Annotated in this window: 18 protein-coding genes and 1 pseudogene; 8 read left to right on the forward strand and 11 right to left on the reverse strand. The window is 56.4% G+C overall.

The genetic code is table 11. The annotated features are described in order from the left end of the window. Positions 1–5: 5 nt before the first annotated feature. From AC07UC_RS31650 to speB, 5 genes are all read left to right on the forward strand, one after another. Entirely contained in the window at positions 6–956 is a 951-nt protein-coding gene (locus AC07UC_RS31650) for an ABC transporter permease (RefSeq protein WP_494908606.1), read from the forward strand. Beyond that, positions 953–1,870 carry an ABC transporter permease gene (locus AC07UC_RS31655; RefSeq protein WP_494908607.1) on the forward strand — a complete coding sequence of 306 codons (918 nt, stop codon included), beginning with the start codon at positions 953–955 and terminating at the stop codon, positions 1,868–1,870. Before AC07UC_RS31650 ends, AC07UC_RS31655 begins: the two co-directional genes overlap by 4 nt. Before the next feature lie 26 nt (positions 1,871–1,896). After that, the gene (locus tag AC07UC_RS31660) at positions 1,897–3,945 is read left to right on the forward strand and encodes a dipeptide ABC transporter ATP-binding protein (protein ID WP_494908608.1); all 2,049 of its coding nucleotides are present in this window, start codon (positions 1,897–1,899) and stop codon (positions 3,943–3,945) included. A 199-nt stretch (positions 3,946–4,144) separates the two neighbouring features. Next, positions 4,145–5,569 carry an aldehyde dehydrogenase family protein gene (locus AC07UC_RS31665; protein WP_494908610.1) on the forward strand — a complete coding sequence of 475 codons (1,425 nt, stop codon included), beginning with the start codon at positions 4,145–4,147 and terminating at the stop codon, positions 5,567–5,569. Between the two features lie 148 nt (positions 5,570–5,717). Then, positions 5,718–6,671 carry an agmatinase gene (gene speB, locus AC07UC_RS31670; RefSeq protein ID WP_494908611.1) on the forward strand — a complete coding sequence of 318 codons (954 nt, stop codon included), beginning with the start codon at positions 5,718–5,720 and terminating at the stop codon, positions 6,669–6,671. Between the two features lie 100 nt (positions 6,672–6,771). On the opposite strand, the gene AC07UC_RS31675 is transcribed toward speB, so the two are convergent. The 6 genes from AC07UC_RS31675 to AC07UC_RS31700 form a co-directional block, all read right to left on the reverse strand. Beyond that, entirely contained in the window at positions 6,772–7,194 is a 423-nt protein-coding gene (locus AC07UC_RS31675; RefSeq protein ID WP_494908612.1) for a cupin domain-containing protein, read from the reverse strand. A 219-nt stretch (positions 7,195–7,413) separates the two neighbouring features. Beyond that, on the reverse strand, positions 7,414–8,313 hold the full coding sequence (locus tag AC07UC_RS31680; RefSeq protein WP_494908613.1) for a hypothetical protein: 900 nt from the start codon (positions 8,311–8,313) through the stop codon (positions 7,414–7,416). 57 nt (positions 8,314–8,370) lie between these two features. After that, on the reverse strand, positions 8,371–9,300 hold the full coding sequence (locus tag AC07UC_RS31685) for a hypothetical protein (protein WP_494908614.1): 930 nt from the start codon (positions 9,298–9,300) through the stop codon (positions 8,371–8,373). Between the two features lie 109 nt (positions 9,301–9,409). Then, a complete protein-coding gene (locus AC07UC_RS31690; protein ID WP_494908615.1) occupies positions 9,410–10,447 on the reverse strand; it encodes an ABC transporter substrate-binding protein in 1,038 nt (345 codons plus the stop codon). A gap of 9 nt (positions 10,448–10,456) precedes the next feature. Then, positions 10,457–11,272, reverse strand: a complete 816-nt coding sequence (locus AC07UC_RS31695; RefSeq protein WP_494908616.1) for an ABC transporter permease — start codon at positions 11,270–11,272, stop codon at positions 10,457–10,459. Continuing rightward, positions 11,272–12,057, reverse strand: coding sequence for an ABC transporter ATP-binding protein (locus AC07UC_RS31700; protein WP_494908617.1), 786 nt, complete (start codon positions 12,055–12,057; stop codon positions 11,272–11,274). Before AC07UC_RS31700 ends, AC07UC_RS31695 begins: the two co-directional genes overlap by 1 nt. Before the next feature lie 173 nt (positions 12,058–12,230). Here AC07UC_RS31700 and AC07UC_RS31705 point away from each other — a divergent pair, with 173 nt between their 5' ends. Then, positions 12,231–13,268, forward strand: coding sequence for a LacI family DNA-binding transcriptional regulator (locus AC07UC_RS31705; protein ID WP_494908618.1), 1,038 nt, complete (start codon positions 12,231–12,233; stop codon positions 13,266–13,268). Between the two features lie 204 nt (positions 13,269–13,472). Here the strand turns inward: AC07UC_RS31705 and AC07UC_RS31710 are convergent, their stop codons facing one another. The 4 genes from AC07UC_RS31710 to AC07UC_RS31725 all read right to left on the reverse strand — a co-directional run bounded on the left by AC07UC_RS31710 (position 13,473) and on the right by AC07UC_RS31725 (position 16,419). Beyond that, a complete protein-coding gene (locus tag AC07UC_RS31710; RefSeq protein WP_494908619.1) occupies positions 13,473–14,249 on the reverse strand; it encodes an amino acid ABC transporter ATP-binding protein in 777 nt (258 codons plus the stop codon). Positions 14,250–14,257: 8 nt separating this feature from the next. After that, positions 14,258–14,989 (reverse strand): amino acid ABC transporter permease, encoded by a 732-nt coding sequence (locus tag AC07UC_RS31715; protein ID WP_494908620.1) that lies wholly within the window; start codon positions 14,987–14,989, stop codon positions 14,258–14,260. A gap of 214 nt (positions 14,990–15,203) precedes the next feature. Beyond that, positions 15,204–16,076 carry an ABC transporter substrate-binding protein gene (locus AC07UC_RS31720; RefSeq protein ID WP_494908621.1) on the reverse strand — a complete coding sequence of 291 codons (873 nt, stop codon included), beginning with the start codon at positions 16,074–16,076 and terminating at the stop codon, positions 15,204–15,206. A 28-nt stretch (positions 16,077–16,104) separates the two neighbouring features. Then, positions 16,105–16,419 carry a hypothetical protein gene (locus tag AC07UC_RS31725; RefSeq protein ID WP_494908622.1) on the reverse strand — a complete coding sequence of 105 codons (315 nt, stop codon included), beginning with the start codon at positions 16,417–16,419 and terminating at the stop codon, positions 16,105–16,107. Positions 16,420–16,652: 233 nt separating this feature from the next. On the opposite strand from AC07UC_RS31725, the gene AC07UC_RS31730 reads away from it, so the two are divergent. After that, positions 16,653–17,669 (forward strand): LacI family DNA-binding transcriptional regulator, encoded by a 1,017-nt coding sequence (locus AC07UC_RS31730; RefSeq protein ID WP_494908623.1) that lies wholly within the window; start codon positions 16,653–16,655, stop codon positions 17,667–17,669. Between the two features lie 168 nt (positions 17,670–17,837). Here the strand turns inward: AC07UC_RS31730 and AC07UC_RS31735 are convergent. Continuing rightward, positions 17,838–18,059, reverse strand: a pseudogene (locus AC07UC_RS31735) (substrate-binding domain-containing protein); the annotation flags it as partial. A gap of 542 nt (positions 18,060–18,601) precedes the next feature. Between AC07UC_RS31735 and AC07UC_RS31740 the strand changes: the two are divergent. Then, on the forward strand, positions 18,602–19,801 hold the full coding sequence (locus AC07UC_RS31740; protein WP_494908624.1) for an FAD-dependent monooxygenase: 1,200 nt from the start codon (positions 18,602–18,604) through the stop codon (positions 19,799–19,801). Positions 19,802–19,826: the final 25 nt, after the last annotated feature.

A 19,826-nucleotide genomic window follows, 5' to 3' on the forward strand; every position in this document is an offset into this window, starting at 1 on the left:
GACCCATGCTCAGATATGTGATTGGCCGAGTCTTCGTGGCGGCTCTCGTCGCCACGATCGTCATGTCCCTCCTCGCATCAATTGCGACAATTCTGCCAGGAGATCCTGCGAAGCTACTTCTGGGGCCTCGTGCCGCACCGGATCAGATCGCATCGGTCCGCCTGCAAATGGGATTGGACGATCCAGTTTACTTGCAGATCTGGAACTTTGCCTCACGTGCTGTGAGATTGGATTTCGGTCGCGACTTCGTCAATCAGATACCAGTGGCCAAAATCATTGGCGCCGCCTTGCCACATACCGTTATCCTGGCTGTCTCGGCACTCCTCGTGGCATTGATGAGCGGTATACTCGCGGGCGCCTTTTGCGCGCGATTTCCGAACTCTCTCTTTGATCGATGCGCCGGGGTTGCGCTGGTGATCTTCTTGTCCACCCCAGCCTACGTGATCGGCTTATTCCTGCTTCTGATTTTCGCGGTGCAGCTGAAGTGGTTTCCCGCGCAGGGCGCCGGGACATTCGACGACCCGATCAACTATTGCCGCTCGCTCGTGCTGCCCACCGCATCGCTGGCGGTTTTCTGGATGGCCTATATTGCGCGTCTTCTCCGTGCCAACCTGCTTGAGGCGCTCGACATGCCCTATATCCGGGTTGCGAAGGCATTCGGCCTTTCGCCGAGAGTGATCACTTTCCAGTACGCACTCCGCAACGCCATTATTCCGCTCGTCGCCGTCCTCGGGGTAGGGTTAGGCAGCCTCCTGGGCGGGGCTATCTTCATCGAACTGATTTTCTCTCGTCCGGGGCTTGGAACGACCATCGTCTCGGCCATCGAAGTGCGGAATTTCCCTGTGGTGCGTGGTGCGGTCTTCACGATCGCCCTCTTGTTCATAACAGCCAATCTGCTGGCCGACATAACCTATCGCTTTCTCGACCCACGAATTCGGGAAGGCTCCAGCTCATGACAAAGATCATTATTGCGTCGGTGATGAGGGAGGGCGAACTTGCCGACCCACAAGACATATTGACGATTCGTGGCCGCCCACGTCGATCTCTGATCCGGCGGATAGTTTCCACTCCGGGCGGGGCAGTCGGACTTATCCTGGTAGGCATACTGATAGCGCTTTCCCTGGCAGCGCCACTTCTCAGCCCGTACGATCCAAGCGCGCAGAATATCGCGAGCCGGCTACAAGGTCCCTCCGTCCAACATCTTCTCGGAACAGACCAACTCGGTAGAGATCTGCTGTCACGCATCATCTATGGTGGTCGGCTCGCCCTTATCGTGAGTTTACCAACGGCGGCGCTGGCACTGTCCTTAGGAGGTCTACTCGGCATCGTTGCGGGCTACTATGGAGGCCCTGTGGACCGCATCGCGATCATCGTCATGGATACTTTACAGGCATTTCCTGGCGTGGCGCTGGCGCTCACCGTCATCGCACTGCTTGGTCCCTCGATGGTGAACCTTATCTTGTTGCTGACCATCTCCTTCGTTCCCTACTACGCCCGCGTCTCCCGAGCGCTGGTGATGCAGATCAAGCAAAGCGAGTTCGTGAAAGCGGAAACCGCGCTCGGAGCCAGCGACCTGAGGACGATCTTGGTGCACATCGTGCCAAACATGATGACCTCGCTCATCACCATGATCGCAATGGATATCCCGTCGATCATCACGGCCGAAGCAGGCCTTTCTTTTCTAGGCCTTGGTGTAAAGCCGCCGGCTGCGTCTTGGGGCTCGATCCTCAATGACGGGTTCGGCAGGCTCTCGGAATGGCCATGGGGTGTCGCCTTCTCCGGGCTCGCCATCGTTCTCGCCACGCTCGGCTTCACGCTGGTCGGCGAGCGGCTGCGTGAGCTCCTCGACCCACGTTATATGCATCGATGACCCAAACCATGGCAAACGAGCCCCTCTTGCTGATCGATAGTCTCGACGTCACATTTCAAGTGGCCGGACAACCGTTATTCATACTGAAGGATATCAACCTCTCGTTGCGGCAAGGGGAGGTCCTGGGGATCGTTGGCGAATCGGGAAGCGGGAAGTCGACGCTCGCTTCAGCGCTCCTGGGCGTCCTGCCGGCCAACGCCAAGGCAACGCGCGGCCGAGTTCTCCTCGCCGGCAGGAGTCTGCTTGAACTTAGCGAACCCGATATGCGCAAGGCGCGCGGTGCGGAGATCGCCATGATCTTCCAGGATCCGCTCACCAGCCTCAACCCCACCTTCACAATCGGGGGCCAGATGCGCCGCGCACTCATGGCGCATGGTACCGTTGGGAACGAGACGGACTTCCGAACACGCGCGGTCGACGTGATGAACAAGGTCGGCATTCCCGACCCGGCCCAAGCTTTGGGCCGCTATCCCCACCAATTCTCGGGAGGCATGCGGCAGCGCATTCTCATCGCTATCGTACTGTTGCTCAAGCCGAAATTGATTGTGGCCGACGAACCTACCTCGGCCCTGGATGTTACGCTGCAGGCGCAAATCCTCCATCTCCTGCGCCGACTTGCCGAGGAGAACGGCACCAGTATGATCTTTATTTCACACGATCTGCGTGCCGTTTCCCAAATCGCGGACCAGGTCGCTGTTTTGTATGCTGGAAGGGTTGTAGAACAGGGCACAATCACCGAGACATTCCGCAATCCGCTGCACCCCTACACTCAGGCACTTCTGGCTTCCGCGCCAACCCTGAGCCGCCGACACAGCGAACTGGTCTCCATACCTGGTCGTGTCCTCGACCCTGCGCTGCGAACCGGCGGGTGCAATTTCTATGATCGCTGCCCTCCAGCGATCCCGCATTGTCGCAACGTCATGCCGGTTGGAATTTCGACCGAGACCGGCGCCGTGAGTTGTCATCGTTATGACCCGGCGTTGGCGCTAGAGCACCCGAGCCTTACTGCCGGGATAATGAAAAACAGCGACATAATAAGCGACGAAAGGCGTTACAAGGAACCGCTTGTTGCGGCCCAATCCATCGATACGAGCTATTCCCACTTTGGTCACGGCCTTCGTTCCATTCTTCCCAGCGCGCGCAGGATAAAGATCGTCGATCGGGTCAGCCTGGAGATAGGGCGGGGCGAGACTGTAGGGATTGTCGGAGAATCTGGAGCGGGGAAGACCACGCTCGCTAAGTCGTTGGCTGGATTGCAACCTGTTTCCGCCGGATCGATAATCTTCGACGAAATGGACGTCGTAGGCGCAAGCCGCAGCGAGAGGCATCGCCTGCGCAGCCGTGTTCAATTCGTGTTCCAAGACGCTCATTCCAGCCTTTCGCCACGTATGCGCATCGGCTCGTTGTTGCGTGAGCCTTCCAACATCAACCGGATTCCGAAAGCTGACCGTTTCTCAGCCGCCGAATTGTTGGCAATGGTGGAACTGGGGCAAGAGCACGAGGACAAATATCCGCACGAATTGTCTGGCGGACAGGCGCGGCGTGTTGGTTTCGCGCGGGCACTCTCCACCAGACCCGACCTGATCATCGCCGATGAGCCGTCGGCAGGGCTGGATGTCTCGGCGGCGGCCAGCATCCTCAATCTGATGAAGAGATTGAAGCGCGACTGGGGTACAGCCTACCTCATCATCACCCACGATCTGGACCTCCTCGGCTATATCGCAGATCGGATTGCCGTCATGTATCTGGGGCAGTTGGTAGAAATAGGCGCAGCTGACACAATATTGGCCCGGCCGGTACACCCTTATACGAAAGGACTTCTGGACGCGATTTCCGTGGGTGATCTGAGTGGCAAGAGCGCGCACAAATCGCTGTTACCCGACGAGATGCCGAGCCCATCCAATCCACCTTCAGGTTGCCGGTTCAGGACTCGATGCCCACACGCACTCCCGCTATGCGCGGTCGAGCGCCCCACGACAGAGCGCATTTCCGCAGGCCACGACGTGGCCTGCCATCGCTGGGCCGAACTGTATCAACCAGCATCCACTGAAAAAGACACTTCGCCAACAATGTAGGCGGTGCCTGGCAACTCAATCCGCAATGTTTCGCAAGCTGAACCCCTTTTGTGACATCAAATCAGAACGAATGTCGATATTTTCTTGAGACATCAGCGTCATCGAGAAACAGGAGCACGCGAGGGTCGCAACGTTTGACGCGGCTGATCACATCGCTCCTCGCCCCAACATCACCAAGTAAGCAATACAGGATATGTTCGTGCTTGATAGACGTAAATTCTACATCGATGGCAAATGGGTCGACCCAATTTTCGTGAACGACCTTGATGTTATAGACCCGGCAACCGAGGAGTCTATCGCGGTGATCTCCATGGGTTCGCAGGCAGATGTCGACGCTGCGGTCATGGCATCAAAAAGGGCATTTTCTACGTTTTCATGCTCTACACTTGAAGAGCGGCTCGCGCTGCTTGAGAATTTGCTCGCCATCTACAAGCGCCGCTACGAGGAAATGGCCCAAACTATCACTCTCGAGCTGGGCGCGCCGATCACAATGAGTCGCGAACAGCAGGCCGATGTCGGTGTCGGCCACGTGCAGGGCTTCATCGATGCATTGAAGTGCCTCAAAAGCCGCGAGAAATTGCCTAATGGCGACACCGTGTTGCGAGAACCCATTGGCATCGTCGGTCTGATCACGCCATGGAACTGGCCTATCAATCAAATCGTGTTAAAAGTCGTGCCGGCGCTCGCCACCGGCTGCACTTGCATTCTGAAGCCGAGCGAATTCACGCCGCTTAGCGCTCTTCTCTACGCCGAAATCATCGCTGAGGCAGGCTTTCCGGCTGGCGTTTTCAATCTCGTCAACGGCGATGGGCCAACGGTTGGCGCCGCTATGTCACGCCACAAGGACGTTGATATGATGTCCTTCACTGGCTCTACACGTGCTGGCATCTCCGTGAGCAAAGACGCAGCAGAGACCATTAAACGCGTGACCCTGGAACTTGGTGGAAAATCTGCGAACCTAGTGTTCGAGGATGCAGCTCTGGAGGAGCGAGTTACTGCCAGCGTATTCGATTGCTTCAACAATTCGGGCCAATCCTGCGACGCGCCCACACGCATGCTTGTCCAGCGCTCGGTCTACGACAAAGTGCTTGCCATCGCAGAAGAGGCGGGCGCCGTCATTTCGGTCGGCGATCCGAAAAAGGAAGGCTCCCATATTGGTCCGCTGGTCAGCGGCATCCAGCAAGAACGCGTTCAGGCATTGCTCGAAGCCGGCGTCGCCGAGGGAGCGCGCGTCCTGATAGGTGGACCCGGGAAGCCAGATGGCTTTGATAAGGGTTATTTCGTCAAGCCGACAATCTTCGTCGACGTCGATCCGAAGATGCGCGTCGCGCGAGAAGAGATCTTCGGGCCAGTTCTATCGATGATCCCTTTCGACACCGAGGACGAGGCGATCGAGCTAGCAAACGACACCGCCTACGGGCTCGCCGCGTATGTACAGACGGGTGATCCGGCACGGGCCGAACGGGTGGCAGCACGGTTAAGGGCCGGAATGGTGCATATCAATGGCGGTCCACATCGCTATGGAAGTCCATTCGGCGGTTATCGGCAGTCCGGGAATGGCCGTGAAGGTGGCATATTCGGGTTGGAGGACTTTCTCGAGGTCAAGACCTTGCATCATCCATAGTGCGAGACGCACCGCCGCTCCCTTTGGTAGCGGTGAGATCGTCCACAAACCAGCCCGCATCAACTCGAGCCGACCGGTACGATGTCTGAAAGCTCTACCAAGCCGAATGCGTACTTGATGCCTTCCCATGACAAGCCAAGGATTCACCATGACACGAACTTTGAACCAGCCTCTCGGCGGCAATGAAATGCCACGCTTCGGCGGGCCGACGACGATGATGCGTCTTCCGGCACAGCCCACCGCGGAAGGCCTCGACGCATGCTTCGTTGGCATCCCGATGGACATCGGGTCGTCCAACCGCTCGGGAACGCGACATGGCCCAAGACAGATTCGCGCCGAATCCTGCATGCTACGACCGTACAATATGGCGACGGGCGCCGCGCCCTTCGACAGCCTGCAGGTGGCCGACATCGGCGATGTGGCGATCAACACGTTCGACCTGAAGAAGACCATCGGCTTAATCGAGCGCGCGTACGACGATATCCTGGCACATGGTTGCAGACCACTGACGCTCGGCGGCGACCATACGCTAACCTATCCGATCCTGCGGGCGATGAAAAAGAAGCACGGGCCGGTGGCACTCATCCACATCGACGCGCATGCGGACATCAACGACGAGATGTTCGGCGAGAAGATTGCGCACGGCACGCCCTTTCGCCGCGCCTCCGATGATGGGTTACTCAACAACGACAAAGTCTTCCAGATCGGGCTCCGTGGGACCGGCTATTCACCGGACGATTTCAATTGGTCGCGTAAACAGGGGTGGACCGTCGTTCAGGCAGAGGAGTGCTGGGGCAGGTCGCTCAAGCCGCTGATCTCGGATGTCCGATACAGGATCGGCGATACTCCGTGTTACATTTCTTACGACATTGACAGTCTGGACCCGGCATTCGCGCCGGGCACTGGAACAGTCGAAATTGGCGGTCTGACGACATGGCAGGCACTGGAACTGATACGCGGCTGCGCTGGCCTTAACATCGTCGGAGGCGACCTTGTAGAGGTCTCGCCACCGTTCGATCTCTCGGGCAACACCGCGCTCATCGGTGCAAACCTTCTATACGAGATGCTCTGCGTGCTACCAGGCGTCCGAAACGCCGGCTGACACAAACACGTGGAATTGTAAGCGGCAGCGATGTCGTCGCTCGATCGCCGCTTCAGCGGCGATCCGTTTGATGTACTCTCGCCTGTGCTGCTTTTGGTCGTCAACTAATCGCAAGGAATATCTTGGTGGAAGGTTCGAGTGTCAGCCATGAACCCTGCCAGCCTCGAGGCACTACAAACCCTTTGCCGGCGGTAAATTCAATGCTCTTTCCGAACGCGTCACGCAAACTCACGCGCCCGGACAGGATGGCGCAGACTTCCGTATAGGGCCACATGTCGAACGACACTTCTCCCGGCTCGCCTGTCCAGTAACCGACCGTGACCTCGCTGCTCGGCGTGATAAAGCAGCGATATTCAGCCTCCGACCAGCCAGCGGACGGATTCTTGTAGTCCGAAAGGGGCGGCACACATGCAAGAGCATTTTCGGCGCAGATCTCGATGATCACATCTACGCCCATGGACTGCCTAGCCGACACGTCGTCTTCTAACATGGGATTGTTGCCCTCGATCAAGCTGCGATCCATGATGATTTCTCGGCCATCTTGGTACGTGTAGTTGCGTGCAATTGCAGGCGGACTGCTGCGAAAACTTCAGATGCCGACGCCCAGGTTGAGAAATGCATTGCCACCGGCCAAGCCGAAATAGAGCTTGCCGTCAGCGCCCCACAACCCGGAGGTCTCCGCACGCGGTCGGCGAAGGCGGGGTAAGCGGCATCGAGCGTGCGCGCTGCGTACCGACCCTCACTACGAATTAAGGTGGAACCTGATGCCGCCAGGTGATCGTCCTGCCTTTACCGCCACTTCCGCGCCTACATCGTTCTGCCACCGCACGACGTCAACCGGCGAGCGCAGCCTATCTTCGGCACCGAAAGATTGCGTATCCGCAGTTTTGAAGCCAAGCGCGTAGAGGCCGGGGCGCAAAGGCCAGTCCTCACGAAGTTCGAGGTCCAGGCCAGGGTACCAAAGGAGGTCGACCGGACAACGCCTTCTGTCGTCGGCAAACATGGAACACCCCATGGCCGCAGGACGCGGGAGTTGCATAAGGTCGACCATTGCCTCCTCTGAAAGCGTGGTTCGCCGGATATTATGGTAGCCAAATTCCTCATTCCAAAATCGGAATTCAGCGTCGATCAGATTGGCCGGAATGATCCAGGAAGTCAGCGAGACCTCAGAGAACAGTCGGTCTGGATCGCGATCGAGAACAGTTGGGATGCCACCGGCTGAATAGCTGACACAGAAAATCGAAACGGCAGCATCGGGCGAGACGACGCGCGCTTCGGTCAGATGGCGCCCAGTATCGATGGTCCAACTGACAGGTGACGGCCGGCTGCCGCCTGCATCCGCCGCCAGCGCAATTGCTCGCTGGATATCGGTGGTATAAAAATCGATTCCATGTCCGCCTGCTTCAAACGGTTGCATTGGACGCGCAGCGTGATGCGTCTGCACCAGCCGAACCACTGTCTCGGTCCGCCGGGAACTTAACAGTAGCTGGCTCTCGGCTTCTGCGCATCCATAGAGTGCCAATGCCGCCTGTCGGTCGATCCTGATCGGCGAAACTGTGTCAAATCCGAACACCTGGATGAATGCAGCCATCTTCTCAAGATCGGCTGCGCCTATGATGAACTCGAAAGGTCCTGAAATCACTTCTTGGTCACTCCATGCGTTCTATCGGTCGGCCGGCGGATGCCTGAGCGGATCGGGTTAGTCGCGAGCCTCGAAAAGCTCAAAGCGGATGCCTCCCGGCGAGATGGCGGACGCCGCTCTGGTTTGGCCTCTCCCAAAATCGACCTCGACGGGTTTTGTGAATGCCAGGGCGTCAAATGCATCTATGGCAGCTTCAAGCTGCGGGACGGGAAATCCAATGGAATGGAAGCCGGGACGCAGGTTTGTTTCCTCGGTCCGCACGCCCTCGATATTCCTGTAAAACAAAAGCTCTAGCCGCCGCCGCTTTTCACGATCGCAGAATTGGACCGCACCCATCCGGGCTTTATGAGGCAAGTCCATCAACGACTGCATGGCTTCGTCTTCGAATTCGAGATCCTTGCGGAAAAGTTCTAGTCCCGCCCTTTGCGTCCAGAATTCCGTTTCCTCCGCAATGTCATTCTCGTCGACAAAAGCTACGATGGTGACAATGTCGGAGAATTGACGTTCCGGTTGACTGTCGAGCGCACTGGGGAAAGGCCTATTCTGCACCTCAGATATGAAGATCGCATAGTCTTGATCGGTTGAGAGCACCCGCGATTCCAGAATTGTCACGTTACGCGCGGCATAGGGTACATTGATGGATGCACGACCGCCGGCAGCGCTGACCACATCTCGTGAATGAGCGAGATTTGACGTGTAGAAATCGACCCCGTGGATTCCAAGCTGAAACGGCGCCAGAGGCGTCGGGGCCAAGTCGGTCTCGACAATGCGAATTTCACCGCGGAGGTTGTTCGGCTTCATTGCGATCTGCCGGGCGGAAGCGCCGGCTCCGTAAAGCCTTTTTCCAGCTTCGGCCGGCAGGTCCGGTATTGCGAAGGACTCGTGCCCGAAAGCTGCCAGGTAAGCTGCGGTGGTAGCGGGCTTGTTGCTTCCGAGAGTAACATACGAAAGCCATGACGATTCGAGTGGCCTCTTTGAAGGGCGCATCGATTGCTCCTGAACAAATATGAAATGGATATTTCGCCGACAACGTGCGGGTATGTAACGCAAACAGTCGACGAAGCGTCGAGACGCTCCGCTCAACCTCTTCGATACGTCAATTGCAGGAAGTCGGAAGGTATCTGTTGTCTATGATCTTCGACAGATCGGGTTTTTCGGTGATGAGCGCGCGCTTGACCATCCATCCTGCAAATTCTTCATAACGAGGCAAGCTGAGGCAGCCTAATTCGCCCGAGTCAGGTATCATCAACTTTAGCGACAGTGGAACACTGGCACGGAGATAGTCTTTATCGCGGCTGGTTACCGTTTCCATCAAAGTGGTAACTTCTGCAGGGTGGTCATTTGAATCCTTCACCCCGGCATAATAGGCTTTCAAAAAGGCTTTGACGCGCTCGCGATAATCTTGGTCATTGTCGAGACGGTTGGGGTCGGCAACGATGACGTTCTCGTCGTAGCTCGGGACGCCTAGCGAATCGACCGGCATCATGAAAGGCTTTGCACCGGTTTGCTGTTCGATCTGGATGGCCTGCCCATTGATGAAACCGTCGCCAATGGCATCGACCGAGCCGGACAGAAGCGCCGGAACGAGATTGAAGCCGACATTTATAATCTCGACGTCTCCCTTCTTGAGCCCTGAATTTTCGATCATCGTCTCGATCAGCGCCAGATAGGTTGGAATTCCTGAATACCCGACCTTGCGTCCTTTGAGATCGCTCATTGACTTGATGCCCGAAGACGCGGGAGCCATCATCGCAACAAGCGGCCGCGGAATGACCGAACCTATCATCACCACGGGTACGCCCTGTTGTGCTGCCAGGATGGTCTCGGTGGAATAGGAGATCGCGAGATCGATCTTTCCAGCCGCAACGAGTTTGAGCGGCACAGTCGTATCAGAAGGCGAGAGAATTTCGACCTTCAACCCCTGTCTCTCGTACATTTTCTGCTTCTCGGCCCAGTAAATCGAACCATGCATGGGGCCTGGGGTCCAGTCGAGCATAATCGACAGTGCCCTGTCCTCTGATCGGGCCGATCCAATTGCTGCCGACATTGCAACAATAGCGCCTATGATTGATTTGAAGATCATTTCTTGTTCCCTTGTTTTATTGTTGTTGGGCGGCACGAAGATATGCCGCAACGGCGGGTCCTATCGCGCCTGACCGCTGACGAACCGGGGAGACCACGGAGCCACCAGCCGCTCGACAGCGGCAACGACGCCGATCAGGCAGAATGACATCGCGCAGAGGATAATGACTGCAGCGAAGATACGGGGCGTAGCGAGAGCTGCCGCATTTTGCTGCATGTAAAAGCCGAGCCCAGCCGAGGAGCCTGACCACTCCCCGACGATCGCTCCAATGGCGGCGTAAGTGGCGGCTATCCGCACCCCCGAAAACATCATCGGCAGCGCGCCTGGGATCTCCACACGCCGCAATATCGCCCAACGATCCGCGTGAAGGGTTGCCATCATGCGCTTGATGACGGGATCTGCGGATTGAAGTCCATCTGTGGTGGTAACCACAATCGGAAAGAAGCAGATCAGAGCGACCATCACCAGCTTGGGCCATATCCCAAAACCAAAGACCACGACCAAGATGGGAGCCATGACTATGATGGGAATCGCTTGCGAAGCCACGAGGATGGGGAAGATCGAATTCCGCAGCGTCGCCGACATATGCAGGGAAAGCGCGGTAAGCAGACCTGCCACCAGCGCAAGTGCAAATCCGAGTAGGATTTCTCGAAGCGTGACGCCGGCGTGAAAGGCGAGATTGACGACATCTCCCGTCAGGGACTCGGCGATGTCCGCCGGGGTTGGCATGAGGAACTTTGGCACTGAGAACTGGACAAGCGCGACTTGCCAGATGACGCCGATTCCCAGCAGGATCGCAGCCGGCCCACCGTATTGCTTCAGCGTCTCGGTCAGCGAGTTCGGTCGGCCTGCCACAGGCACATAAGCGGGCTGCATCAGGCAATCTCCAAGGCTTCGAGCGCGCGCTCGCGCAGTTCGACGAATTCTCTTGTCGTAATGGTTTGGCGACGGGTGGCCAGACGCGGTACGGTCACCTCGACGTCAAGCGCTACCCGTGCCGGGCGGGACGAAAGCACGATCACCCTGTCACACAGGAAAAGTGCCTCCTCGACGTCGTGTGTCACCAGAATGAGCGTGCTTGGCGTTTCATCCAGCACGCTACGCAGCCACTCCTGCATTTGGCCACGCACGATCGAGTCGAGTGCGCCGAAAGGCTCATCCAGGAGCAGCACCGACTTTTGGGCCAAGAGAGTGCGGACAAAGGCGACACGTTGGCGCATCCCTCCAGAAAGCTCAGTGGGCCCGGACCGCTCAAAGTCAACCAGCCCTACGCGCTTAAAAAGCGGGCGGGCGCGTTGGCGTGCAGCCTCCCAGCTAAGTCCGCGATTTACCAACGAGATACAGGCGTTATCGAGCGCGTTTAACCACGGCAGCAATAGATCTCTCTGGGGCATGAGGGCGCATTGCGACAGCCGCCCTTTGGGATCCACCTTTCCATGCACGGACAGCTCCCCGGAGGTCTCTCTTTCCAGGCCCGCGACGATCGATAGAAGCGTTGATTTTCCCGACCCGCTTGGTCCGAGCAAGGCAAGGCGGCGTCCGGTAGAAAGTTCGAACGACACGTCCGCCACCGCCTCCATGTAGCCGAAAGCACGTCCCACCTTTCTCGCATTGACGGCGGCTTGTCGCGTGGTGTCCGATATTGCTGCCGTGGTGCTCATGCCGCTCCCCTTTGTAATCTCAAGCTGATTAGAACGCTTCGATTTGTCAACACGATTTGGCACCCAAAATTCCTGGGTATTTCGACAATTTCAACAAGAATATGCCAAAATATTTTGGCATATTGGAGCGCGATGATTGTTTTAGGTTTCGTTGGTTGATAAGCGTGGTCGCAATGAAAAATATCGTAGCAGTCGCGAAAATAGCCGGAGTATCGACGACGACCGTTTCGCATGCGTTGAATGGCAAGGGACGGGTCAGCGAGAAGACGCGCCAGCGTGTCGAGAAGGCGGCGCGAGACCTCGGGTACCACGCTAACGCAAGTGCGGCTGGCTTGCGTACCGGATCGTCGCGTCTGATCGCATTACAGATCGCCTCGGACATGATCGAGGTTACGCTGCCAAATTCTGCTTATTTCACTGAACTGCTTAACGGAGCGGCGCAAGCTGCGATGGAGCTGGGATGGCTTGTCACTGTAATTCCTACAATGATCGACGTGGGGATTATGGATGCATTGGGCATCGACTGCGGTATCGCGGTGGATCCGACGGGATCGGAGTCGTTGCTCAGATTCCTCAATGATCGACGTGGCGTCGTTGTCACGACCGGTCGCCCTCCAGACGACGTCGTCAAAAGTCTTCCTAATCTGTCGTTGTCATATGTCGACAATGACATCAAGAATTTGACCTTCTGTGGTTTGGACCATCTGTTAGCTGCAGGATACACCCGCCCTGCGCTGCTGACACTCAGCAGCCGCAAGTCCTATATCAACGACATCATCGCCGCTTACGAAAGCTGGTGCGTGGCTGTCGGATGCGAGGCGATCGTCGCCCGCGCCTCAAATCTTAACGAGCCACATGCGACCCGGACCGCGGAACGCCTACTCAGCCAGATTCCTCGACCAGACGCGATCTTTACGACGAATGAGGGGGCGGCCCATGGGGTGATCAAGGCTGCGCAGAAGATGGGAATAGGTATTCCCGATGATATTGGTTTGATTGCGACAATGCCGACGTCGAGAATTATTCATTCCACGCCTTCAATGACCGCTATAGATCCCAACGCATACGAAATTGGCCGTACAGCTGTTCGGACCTTGATGCAGAAAATAGGCAATTCCCCATCCGAGGAGGCTACCAGGCCGGTTCCTTTTTCGCTTCGCCCGGGCACATCGACGTCGCGCTTCCTCATCAAGCGTTCGCATCGAACTTGAAGACGGGGTGCTAAACGGCGCGCTAAATCGATGGTCAACAGCCGTTGGAGATACCAGATCCTGCTCCTTCCGATACGCCTATCAAGTGCGAGCCGGCAAAGGAGCAGATCCGGTTACGGTTGATGGGTATCCGCCAATCCCCTGGCATCGACCTTAAAAGGGATGAGCCTTAACAGGACGATTGCGGGATTACTTCTCAGCTATTCAGAGCACACTAGAAAAGAAGGCGGCAGCTCGCTCAGTCCGAGGACACTCGATGACATCTCGGGCGGGGCCTTGCTCGACGATCCCGCCATCTGCCATGAAGACGACGCGATCAGCAACCTCGCGAGCGAAGCCAACCTCATGGGTGACAACAAGCATCGTCATTCCCGTCCGGGCCAATTCCTTCATGACGTCGAGCACTTCTCCGACGAGTTCTGGATCAAGGGCGGATGTTGGTTCGTCGAACAGCATGAGCTTCGGATTCATGGACAGCGCCCGTGCGATAGCTACCCGCTGTTGCTGCCCGCCGGAAAGGTGAACTGGAAATGCATGCAACTTTTCCGTCAAGCCGACCCGATCAAGCAAGTCCCGTGCATTCTTCTCGGCGGCTTTCATGCTACGGCGCAGGACTACGGTTTGCGCCAAAGTGACGTTTCGCAAGACGGTGAGATGAGGAAAAAGATTGAATCTCTGAAACACCATCCCGATTCGTGTGCGCTGTCTCGCTACCTCCCTTTCCGGACATTCATACAACTTGCCATTGCGACGCTCGTAACCGACAAGTTCGCCTGCCACCTCTATCGTTCCGCCGTCCAGGCGTTCGAGATGATTGACGCAACGCAGAAGTGTGGTTTTCCCCGAGCCCGACGGACCCATGAGACAAACGACTTCGCCCGACGCAATGGTCAAGCTGATGTCTTTCAGCACCTTCAGTGCACCGAAGGATTTGGACGCGCCCCGGATAACGATTGCTTCAGGGTGCTCGGCTGGGTGCATTGATGTAATCATCTGACAAGAAACCTGCCCAAGGTTTTGATCCCGCCGTCGGCAGCCCCTTGCCCGTCCCGCGTCAGGTCCGCAGCATACCTCTTCTCCACATAACTTTGAAGCAAGGAGAAGACCGTCGTTAGGAGAAGGTACCATATCGATATCACGCAGAGCAGTTCGATCGTCTTGAAATTGATTGCATAGATACGCCTGGCAGTGCTGAGCAACTCCGAATATCCAATGATCGAGACGAGGGACGTCCCCTTGAGCATGGCATTTAACTCATTCCCAAATGGCGGAATAACCAGTTTGGCTGCCTGCGGACCCACTATCTGGTAGAAGACCTGCCAAGGGCCCATTCCCAATGCCTTTGCCGCCTCATGCTGCCCCGGGTCGACGCCAATAATTCCTCCCCGAATGATTTCGGCCATGTATGCGGCTTCGTTAAGACCCAGGCCCAGAAGTGCGCAGACAAGCGCACTCATGATCTGGTTTGTTGGGGTTGAAAATAGCACAACATCGGTGAAGGGAACCGACACAGATAGATTAGGAAACAATAGCCCGATATTGAACCACAGCACGAGTTGCACAAGACCGGGCGTGCCACGAAACACCCAGATGTATAGCCCCGCCAGACTCCTGGGTACGGGATGCAGGGACAGCCGGAACACTGCCAGCACGGTTCCTAATAAGACGCCGATAGTCAGCGCCGCGACTGTCAGGCCGAGGGTTTTGAGAACCGCGTTCATTATTGCGGGTTCAAAAAGGTACCTGCCGACATCCACCCAAGAGATGAACTTGTTCGAGGCAAGTGCCTGAACTAGGCTGACGAACAAAAATACGCAGGCAGCACTAACGGCCCACCATCCATGGTGCCTTAGACGAACGATAGGCTCGACGGGGATCTCTGTTATCGTCGCAGTGGATGTATTCGCGTCCGCGGTGCTATCTTTGGATAAAGATCTATTTTGTGCCATTGATCGTCACGCGATCGACAGCGCTCGTTTCCAGCCCCCACTTGCCGATTAGCTTCGCATAGGTTCCGTCGTCAATCATTTCCTGCACGGTTTCGCGCAAGGTCTCTGCAAAAGCAGATTGATCCTTGCGCACTGCCATACCGACAAGACCGGGCTTGCTGTCCTCGGTAGCGAACGCCACTACCCCCGCAGGAAGGTTCTGCAACGAGCTCAAGGACTCCACGAAGATGTCAGCTCTCTCGCTGCGCACCGCCAGCACTGCGTCGCTCGCAGATTCAAGAAGTACTTTCGTAATCTCCGATTTGCCTTTCTGGACACATATCCGGCTTTGGTCGTCGATTATCTCGTTGAATATGGATCCGGTCATTGTGATCACACGTAGCCCGCAAAGATTGGCGAACCGCTTGACCGGTTTGTTCGTTTCCCGTTGGAGCATTCCGTCGACGAGAAGGGCATAGTCTATGAATGTGACCTCCTCTCGCCGCTCCTTCGTATCGCTGGCGCCGGAAATCATGATGTCAAAGCGATCGGCCTTAAGAGCCGTGATCAGACTGTCGAAACCAATGTGCTGGATATCGACCTTGAGACCTAACCGCACACCCAGTTCCTTAGCTAGGTCTATGTCAAATCCTTCAGGCGTCACCCCGTCACTGCCGAAATATTCGAAAGGCCGGTAACTGGATTCTATATCCGAGCCGACCCTGACGGTCTTGGCGGTCACGATAGACTCAGGAAGCCCCTTGGAGGCATCCTGAGCCAAGGCCCCGGAACCTAAGCTCAAAAGAAGCGATATCGAGAGTGCAGGCAAATTCAGCATTTGAACCGCCGCTTTTCCGCACAGGATCCGTTTGGCAACCATTGTTCCGCCTCCCTTCTGACGTTTCAACTCAATCGCGAACCGAAATCGCGATCTTGAGGATTCGGCCAGGCTGAATCCAACGGCCGGTGTCTGCGCCCTGATATTTCAGAATCTGACCGGCGGTAGCTTTGTGAGAGACGCCATCGGAATCGATAACTTCCACCTCTCCTTCGAGAATTATGTCGAACTTTGTGAGGCCATCGGGAGATTCCACATTCGGATTGAGCGCCCCAATGTCGGCGTCGCGCTTCCAAAGATAGAAATGAACCTTGTCGTCCTTGCTCGCAAAAACTTCATTGAGACTACCCGGACCAATGTGGTCTGGCGTTTCGTCGAAGCTCATTTCATAGCTTTCCCACCGTAAATCTTTGCTAGATGGATCTATTACAACTACATTACTAGCCAAATCCCGCTCCTATGTGATGATTTCAGCCTAATATCAGGAATTAACCCTGATGGTTTCAGATAAGCATCTTAAGACACGGTTGTCAAATCGATTTGGCAATCAAGCGTGATAAATTTTGTTGCATGTCATTGTTCGCTTGCATAAACGGATGCTCTTGGCGGGAACGTTTTATGGCAGTCAGCATTGCAGCAGTGGCGAAGGCGGCGGGCGTATCACTGACCACTGCATCACAAGCGCTGAACGGCAAAGGACGCGTCAGTCCCGCAACGCGCGAAAGCGTCCTCAACGCGGCTCGGAAGCTTGGCTATCGCGGAAACGCCCTTGCCAGAAGCCTGCGCACGGGTCGCTCAAAATTTGTGGGAATCCAGATCGCTTTTTCGGGAGACAATGGCGTCATCCCAAGCACCAATTATTTCGCCAGATTGCTGGACGGCGCTTCCAGGGCTGCATTCGAAAGAGGCTGGCTTGTGGTGGTTGTGCCTTGGAGCATGAACCTTGCATTGCTGCAGGATTTGGATATTTCGGCTGGCATTATCGTTGACCCGTTAGGGACGGAGCCACTTCTGAGCCATCTTGTCCGTCACGGTGGTTCTGCCGTATGTGTCGGTCAGCTTTCCGGGGGAAACTCCAGACGGCTGCCAGCACATGCCTGCTTCGTCGACAACGACATTGCCAAGGTAGTCGAAACCGGCCTCGATCATTTGGCTCGCGCCGGATATCGCAACTGTGCACTGCTGACGAGCGATCCCGGCGTTTCCTATGTTGACGACACGATCAAGGCATTCAAAACCCTGTTCAGTCGCGATGGACGAGAGGTCGGCATCCGAAGTGCGACCCGAACAGACGACGAAGCGGCAACAAGGGCAGCCCGTGAGTTGTTCAGGCAGCCGACAAGACCCGACGCAATCTATACGACCGACGAGGAAGGGGTTCTCGGCGTTCTGAGAGCGGCCGAGGAGTTCGGCCTGCGCATACCGGAAGACCTCGGTCTGCTGGCTGCGCTAGACAGTCCGATGTTGGCAAACATGCGACCGGGCATCACGGCCATAGACCTCTTTCCAGAGAAACTCGGGCAAGTATCGGTGGCGGCGCTCATCGACTATCTTGACGGTGAAAAGCAGGATTTGCGCTCGCAGTTGGACATGCCTTTTACGTTGAGACCGCGACATTCGACGAAACGAACCTAATCAAGATTCCCGTCCTGGTCAGTTTTCCGAAATAGAACCGCGCTTTATGTCTTTCGCGGCATTTCTCATCCGACCGAATGGCATTCACAGGCGCCGAAGACGAGCCGTGCCGGCCCGATGCCAACAAGGACTTCTGGACCGGTATTATGGAATGGCCACTTTGAGAGCCTATTGCGGTATGGTGAGCTTGGGCACTGGAACCGGGCCTGTGCTATGGCGAACGATGAACTCGACGGGCAATGCGGCCGTTGAGATCAACGGTCTCCCACCTATTGCATCGACTAGGACCTCTACCGCCCTCGCCCCCATCGCCACGGCCGGCGTGCGAACGGTTGTGATGGCCAGTCGGAAATAGGACGAGATATCGAGTTCGTTGAAGCCAACGACAGAAAGATCCGCGGGGGATTCGCAGGCCGACCTCCATAGCCTGCTGCATCACTGCGATGGCTATCACGTTATTGACTGCGAAAACAGCAGTCGGCCGATCACCGCGGGTCAGTTCATAAGCCGCGCGACTTCGGACCGCATCAATCGTGTAGTGATCTGCTTCCCAAAGCTCGACCGCCATGCCCAGGTCCCTGGCTGCACCATCGAGGCGTTACGCCGACGAACAGGGCCTGGCCACAAAGGCTTCACCATCATAACCGCGACTTGACGGTCGCCGAGTGATGCCAAGTGCTGCGCCGCCTGGGCAGCTCCACCTTCGGCATCTTGGCGCGCTTACAGTTTTTTGCTTGGTTCTCTGGTTGACACTAATTAATCAATCGTATAATTAAAAATAACTAGATGAAAGCCCTAGCATCGCAGATCAACGTTCTGGGGTGGAAAAGTACCGTCCAACGCAGAGGCAGAATGCGATTGCGCTCCAGAGCCGCTGGGGCGCCGATGACAACGGCTGACTAGAAAGACGAATAGCTCCAAGGGCGAGGGTCATGAGGGTAGGCATAGTGGGAGGAGGTATTGGCGGCGTGACGCTTGCCAATTGCCTCAGGCAGAAGGGCATTGAGGTCGCGGTGTTCGAGCGTGCAGCGACTTTTGGTGAGGTGGGGGCTGGCATCCAGATGACGCCAAATGCCGTCAAAGCGATCAAGGCCCTTGGTCTCTTTGACAAGATGCAACGCGTTGGCTTCTTTCCAAAAGCGGTAATAGGCAGAAACTGGCGTAGCGGACGACAGAATTTCCAAATTCCTCTCGGTGACGAATTTATAGAGTTCTACAAGGCGCCGTTCGTCCACATTCACCGAGCAGATCTGCACGCACTCTTTGCCAGCGAACTCCCCGATGAAGTCTGCCGCTTCGGAATGAATTGCGAGGCCGTTGAATCCACTGTAAATGGCGCAGTTGCGACGTTTTCCGACGGAACGACCTTCGAAGCTGATTTGATTGTCGGGGCTGATGGTGTGCGCTCGATCGTGCGCAGCGCCCTATTCGGCGCAGAGGCTCCCAAGTTTACCGGCCACATGTGCTACCGCGCGCTCGTAGAGACCGGCGGCATCGTTGACTACGTGCTTCCGACGTCAACGTTCTGGATGGGGCCGAACGCCCACGTTGTAACCTACTATGTGAAAGGCGGAACGGCCGTCAACATCGTCGCCGTATGTGAGGCGCGCGAATGGATTGAAGAAAGCTGGTCGACGCAGGCTTCGAAACAGGAGCTTTTAACTGCGTTCAAAGGTTGGCACCCCGATTTGCAAAACCTTTTCTCCCGCGTCGATCAGGTCTTCCGGTGGGGTTTGTTCGACCGAGATCCGATGCCCCAATGGTCCAAGGGTCATGTTACGCTGCTTGGTGATGCAGCGCATCCGATGTTGCCCTTTCTTTCCCAGGGCGCAGCCATGGCCATAGAAGACGCTCTTGTCTTGGCTGCCGCAGCAGACGGCAATCGAAGCGACATTACCGCCACCCTCTCACGATATGAGGCGGAACGTCGCCCGAGAACTGCCCGGGTTCAGCTTGAGGCTCGCGAGCGCGGGCGCACCTATCATTTGCCCTCGCGTACACAACAGCTGAGGCGCGACACCAATTATCTGATGCGGAGTATTTTCAAACCTCGAAGCACCGGCATCAAGGCGGACTGGGTTTACGAATACGATCCAGGCGCCTTTGATCCATCGCCGCAATTGCAAGGTTAGTACGAACGCGACATTGGCGCAGAAT

This window comes from Mesorhizobium sp. GW821-FHT04C10, assembly GCF_059420305.1.